Raw genomic sequence first — 5624 nt, 5'->3', positions numbered from 1 at the left:
TGCACCAGCCCTTCATGGTCATTGCCACGCAAAACCCGGCCGAATACCACGGTACTTTTCCACTACCTGAATCACAACTCGATCGTTTCCTCATGCGGCTAAGGATCGGTTATCCCTCATTTGAAGAAGAACGCAAGGTTCTTGGACGTCCCTATGCGCACCATCCGGCCGAAACTCTCGAGGCCGTTATGTCGGCACAGGAAGTTCTGGAGCTCCAGCGTCGCGTAGACACGATTCACACCGACGAGAGTCTCACGGACTATCTCTTGGCCATCGTCCAAGCCACGCGGAACAGCGAGCTGTTGTCGCTCGGCGTCAGTACGAGAGGCGCCCTCGCGCTCAATAAGGCAGCTAAAGCATTGGCCTTGGTGCGGGGACGTGATTATTGTCTTCCCGACGATGTCAAAGAGTTGGCACCGATCATTCTCTCACATCGTGTCATGCTGAACCGGACGCAGGGGATGCGTGCGGAAAGTTTCGACCAAGCTGAACGCATCGTGCTTGACATCGTCGACACTATTCCCGTTCCTGTCTAAGCCGATTTGGATAGGCACGCCTGTGCGGATTTTCCTCGGACACAACGCAGCGTCTCGATTCACATCACGCCTGCGACATCTCGCCATTCGCCGTTCAGTGCGTCTGACTTCTGAAGGCACCAGATTTCTCCTTTTCGCCATGGGCATTGGGATTGCGGCCATCAATACCGGCAACAATCTCTTTTATCTCCTGCTTGCCATGATGTTGAGCCTTATCATCATTTCAGGATTGCTGTCCGAAATGTGTCTGCGCCGGCTTAGCTTCCAGCGGCACATACCGGATCTCATTATGGCAAATGAACCGACGACCGTGACGATGTCTGTTACAAATCGCTACGCACGCCTTCCAAGCTTCTCCGTGAGGATTTACGACGTCATAGGAGGCCAGGATGTCGACCGGGGGCTTTTTATTAGCCATCTACCCGGTCAGCGATCGGTATTGTTGTCATACCCGCTGTTGGCAACCGCGCGGGGCCGTCTTCGTCTCGAATGCATCAGAGCGGAGACGCTCTTTCCATTCGGCCTCTTCCTCAAACGCGCGTTGTACCCTGTCGAAGCCGAAATTCTCGTCGGTCCGCCGGTCAAACCGCTCTCGCTGAGATTTGTTGAAGACATCGTTGCCGAAGGACAGGGAATTTCACTCCCGAGAAGAGGACGGGGAGCAGAATTATACAACCTTCGCCTCTATCAGCCCGGCGATGATTCTCGCAGGATCCATTGGATGACAACCGCTCGCACGTCTCAATTGATCGTGCGGGAAACCGAAGCTGAAGACCAGCGTCGAATCACTATCCTGCTCTCTACAACTGCCCCGGATGAGCATGACGGGCTTTTCGAACGAAGCGTGACCTTGGCCGCTTCGCTCCTCTGGCAACTCTCGCGCAAATCCTATCCCCTGCGCTTGATTATAGAAAATGATGACTCGGGACTTGGTTCCGGGCCCGACCATCTGTTTTCAATGATGCGTCTTCTTGCCCTCTGCACACGCCGGCGACCGGAACAGGCTGACGGCGCGGCTTGTGCGCCTCCCTCCATTCGTCGTCTAGAGGCCGAGCTTGGTTACGTCGTCGCAATCCTCCCCTGGACTTCCCCGTTCGAATCACAGATTGCCCCTTTGGCAGATCGGGTCCTCCGCGCCCCTCTTATCGAGGAGCTAACCCATGCATTTTGATCGGGCGTTTCGGCTTACTTCGGTAATGCTTTCCGCGACCGCCATTTCGGGTCTGCTTTTAGCCCGCAGCATTCCAGAGTGGCTGGCAGTTCTTGTAGGTGTTATCTTACTGCTGGCAGGGTTTGAGGCAATGGGGAAACCGTTGCCACTTCTGATGCCCGCAAGCCCGAAGGCTTCTTCAATCCTCCAGAATTTCGCATTGATCGGGGCATTTGCGTTTTCTCTTCTCGATGCAGTAGCCATCTCTCAAGACGTGCTTTTTACCGGCATTCACTTCCTTGTAATGCTGCTATGCATCAAACTCCTGACTCTTCGTCAACGCCGCGATTACCTTCATCTCTACGCTATCTGTCTTATGGGTATCCTCGCCTCCGCCGCACTGACGACGGAGGTCTGGTACGTACCGATCTTTCTACTCTACCTCATCACCGCAACATGGACTTTGTTGCTCTATCATTTGACCGGCGAAGCGAACGGATCTGCAGTTACACCGCAGCCTCAGAACCACTCGTCTTCCAGTCAACACATTACCAGCCGGTTTTTCTGGCTGACGAACGGGATCGCCCTTATAACTTTCGCGCTGACCCTCGTTATCTTTTTCGTCATTCCTCGTATCAGTGCAGGGATCCTGCAAAAGCCGCGCGGGGAAGGCCTCAAGACAACGGGATTTTCCGAGCGTGTTGACTTGGGCATGATCGGTTCAATCAAAGAAGACCCTCGGGTCGTCATGCGGGTTGAATTACCTGATCAACCAACGGTACGGAAGGACCGACTTTACCTGCGAGGAGTAGCGTTCGATCACTATGACGGTCGGTCTTGGAGTGGAAGCACGAGGTACCGGCGTAGCCTTGACCTTGTCGGCGAGGGAACCTATGCCGTGCGATTGAATGGAAGCAGAGTTTCTACCAATCACTTATCGCCCCTTCGCCAGGACATTCTGTTGGAAGCCCTTGACACTTCCGTTCTCTTCGCTTCGCCTTTTCCGGAATACATCAGCGGAGACTTCGCAGGAGTTCAAACCGATACCATGACAGGGCTTCACTTACCATTCCCTCCTTCGACCAGGCACCGGTATTCGGTCTCATCACGGGAAATTCGTGTAGTCGACGATGAGCAACAGACCTCAAACCTGGAATATTCGGACGCCATCCGGAATCGTTATGTTCAGCTCCCCAAACTCTCGTCGCAAGTGACAGAACTGGCAAGCCGTGTTACAGACAAGGCACGCACCCCCTATGACAAAATGCAGGCCGTCCTTGATCACCTCTTGAACAACTATCGCTATAGTCTCGATATAGAAACTACATCGTCGGCCAGCCCCATCGATGATTTCCTCTTCACCAGGAAAACAGGATACTGCGAACAGTACGCCACAGCCATGGTTATCATGTTACGCAGCCTTGGAATTCCATCCAGACTCGTGACCGGTTTTTTAGCCACCGAATGGAACGACTTCGGAAAGTACTACACAGTAAGACAGCGAGATGCCCATGCCTGGGTCGAAGTGTATTTCCCTCGTTCAGGTTGGGTGACCATGGACCCTACCCCTCTGGTGGAAGGCCTGCCTCCTGCTTCAGGGTTGCAGATATTTCAGCGGATCGTTGAGTCATTCAGACTTCATTGGGATCGCTTTTTCGTTCGGTACAGTGCGCGCGACCAATTGGCCCTCGTTTCCAGCCTTCGCAACAGTAGCGACTCAGCGCGTGATCGAGTCCGCCATTGGGCGTCAGTTCTCAAAGCTGCGGCTAGCAGAATGTTCATTAGCTTGGACTTTCAAGGTCCTAGGGCAGGTCGACTCACATTGGGAATGGCGGTAATCCTTCCGATCGTTTGTCTTTTTATGCTCATCATCCTCGTTCGACGATTTGGGCCTGCAATATTTTTGAAACGGACCATGAGGCCCACACAGCAGCAGATCGTTCACCTGTACAAGAAAATAATAGCCGTGACGACAAGACAAGGAGTCCTGGTGCGCCCGTCCACTACGCCGCTCGAATTTGTCCGACTTGTTTCGAGAAACTGGTCTGCAGGCGGGGCAATTGTCGCCGACTTTACGGAACTCTACTGTCGAGGACGGTTCAGCGGATCTGCACTCTCCCGTGAAGATCTCGCCCGAGCCGAGGAACAAGTTAAAGCGCTTCAGCAATTGAGTCGGACGCCGAGATAACCGCTCAGCAAACAACCATTCGCTCTACCCTAGGCACCTTGGACGCTCGAAGAATCAACATTTCCTCCGCTGAGGACGACTGCAACACGCTTGCTTTTCAGTCGGACCTCACTTCGCAACAATGGGGCAAGGGCAACTGCGCTTGACGGTTCGATGACGAGCCTCAAATGCTCGTAGGCAAAGCGCATCGCCTGAACAATCTCTCCCTCTTCCACAACGAAGAAACCGGAAAGGCATCGACGGAGGATCGGGAGCGTCCAATCCCCGAGACTTGTTCTGAGTCCATCAGCCATCGTGTTTGGATGGGGCATCGGGACAATCCGATTCTCCTTCACGGACTCGATGGCATCCAGCGCCCCGGCTGGTTCACAAGCGAAGATTTTTACGTGGGGGCAAGAGGCCTCCGCGACGATGCACAGACCTGAAAGTAAGCCTCCTCCCCCGACAGGAGCTATGACAACATCGAAGCCCCTCACCTGTTCAAGCAGTTCCACCATAATGGTCCCTTGTCCTGCAATGACAAGGGGATCGTTAAACGGATGGATGACTCTCGCATCGAAATCTTGTACGACCTCGCGCAGTTTCTCATCCGCCTGAGATCTTCCTTCCACCTCGTGGACTGTTGCGCCGAAATCCAGTACTGCGCGCTGTTTCACTGATGAGAACGGTCTAGGCATGATGACATGAGCGCTTGCGCCAAGGATCCGACAGGCAAGCGCCAGACCCTGCCCGTGATTTCCTGATGAGATGGTGGCAAACGTCTTTGTTCGAGAGCTTGCGATCAGCTGTGCAACGGCGTGATAGGCCCCACGAAACTTAAAGGCCCCAGTACGCTGGAAGTTTTCACACTTCAAAAAAACGGTAGAACCTGACACTTCATCCAGCGTCAGATTTGTTAGAACGGGAGTGACTTCCGTAATTCCATTGAGCAGCTCTGCCGCTCGTTCCACAGACGATAACGTGACCTCGGTCATCGATGAGCCTGTCGGCATCGGTCGAGCGCTCAACGCGCACAGATAACCCCGATAGCATTCGACTTAGAAAAACCGCATGGGGATGAAAACTGGAGCGGGAAAAGGGATTTGAACCCTCGACCCTCGCCTTGGCAAGGCGATGCTCTACCACTGAGCTATTCCCGCTCGAATGAGAGTGCTGGAGAGGGTGGGATTCTACTCACCGTCAGAATGGCTGTCAAGCTTACACGGGACATCCTTCACGCCGCCTTAACCGTTGTTACATACGTTACACATGGAGCATCACATTACGCAAAGGTAACACTGTTATTGTTCTTGTAACTATTTAATATTATGGGTTTTTCCATAACAATGTCGTAACGAAATTCTTAAGCGATACAAGAAGTACTCAGCTATACCAATTACCTCCGCTGTCTTCAGTCGGAACATCAACTTATTTAGGCTTAAATATCAGCATGTTATGAATTTCATGCCACTCATTTCCTTCCAGTACTTATGGTGTGCATCTTGCCAATACTCACCATCCATGATGCTCGGATTTTTACAGAATGCGGACTTGGGGATTCCGGTTTTTATCAAAGCTCGCATCCTGCAATTTGAGCAGCTTTTCTCAAGAAGGGGGGTGGGAACCGGTACGTTCTTTTTAGAGCAGTAAGACACGTGGGCTCCTAGGGAGCCCTCAACTGAGGAGGTATCAGCAATGTTTTTATCACGTCGGCAATTTTTGAAAGTCTCCGCGGGGACGGTGGCGGCGGTTGCCGTGGCCGATAAAGTCC

General features: G+C 52.9%; 5 protein-coding genes and 1 tRNA gene. 4 read left to right on the top strand and 2 right to left on the bottom strand.

What is annotated here, in order from left to right:
- The 3 genes from ACWVCN_RS08110 to ACWVCN_RS08100 all read left to right on the top strand — a co-directional run.
- Positions 1–536, top strand: a 536-nt coding sequence (locus ACWVCN_RS08110) for an AAA family ATPase (protein ID WP_455245060.1), incomplete at its 5' end; no start/stop codon positions are given.
- Between the two features lie 22 nt (positions 537–558).
- Positions 559–1707 (top strand): DUF58 domain-containing protein, encoded by a 1149-nt coding sequence (locus ACWVCN_RS08105; RefSeq protein WP_455245059.1) that lies wholly within the window; start codon positions 559–561, stop codon positions 1705–1707.
- Complete coding sequence (locus tag ACWVCN_RS08100) at positions 1697–3874, top strand: transglutaminase TgpA family protein (RefSeq protein ID WP_455245058.1); 2178 nt, start codon at positions 1697–1699, stop codon at positions 3872–3874. Before ACWVCN_RS08105 ends, ACWVCN_RS08100 begins: the two co-directional genes overlap by 11 nt.
- A gap of 29 nt (positions 3875–3903) precedes the next feature.
- Here the strand turns inward: ACWVCN_RS08100 and ACWVCN_RS08095 are convergent, their stop codons facing one another.
- Positions 3904–4866, bottom strand: coding sequence for a pyridoxal-phosphate dependent enzyme (locus ACWVCN_RS08095; RefSeq protein WP_455245057.1), 963 nt, complete (start codon positions 4864–4866; stop codon positions 3904–3906).
- 72 nt (positions 4867–4938) lie between these two features.
- Positions 4939–5013: transfer RNA gene (locus ACWVCN_RS08090), tRNA-Gly, on the bottom strand.
- A 535-nt stretch (positions 5014–5548) separates the two neighbouring features.
- Between ACWVCN_RS08090 and ACWVCN_RS08085 the strand changes: the two genes are divergently transcribed.
- A partial coding sequence (locus ACWVCN_RS08085) for a twin-arginine translocation signal domain-containing protein (RefSeq protein WP_455245061.1) occupies positions 5549–5624 on the top strand: 76 nt, incomplete at its 3' end.

The organism is Petrachloros mirabilis (assembly GCF_975968855.1).
Note: the sequence above shows the minus strand (reverse complement) of the source record. Positions and strands in the feature narration are given on the sequence as shown.

What these genes read in the sequence shown, in the direction of transcription:
- ACWVCN_RS08100 (WP_455245058.1), top strand. Translation starts at nt 1,697, where the DNA reads ATGCATTTTGATCGGGCGTTTCGGCTTACTTCGGTAATGCTTTCCGCG.
- ACWVCN_RS08095 (WP_455245057.1), bottom strand. Translation starts at nt 4,866, where the DNA reads ATGCCGACAGGCTCATCGATGACCGAGGTCACGTTATCGTCTGTGGAA.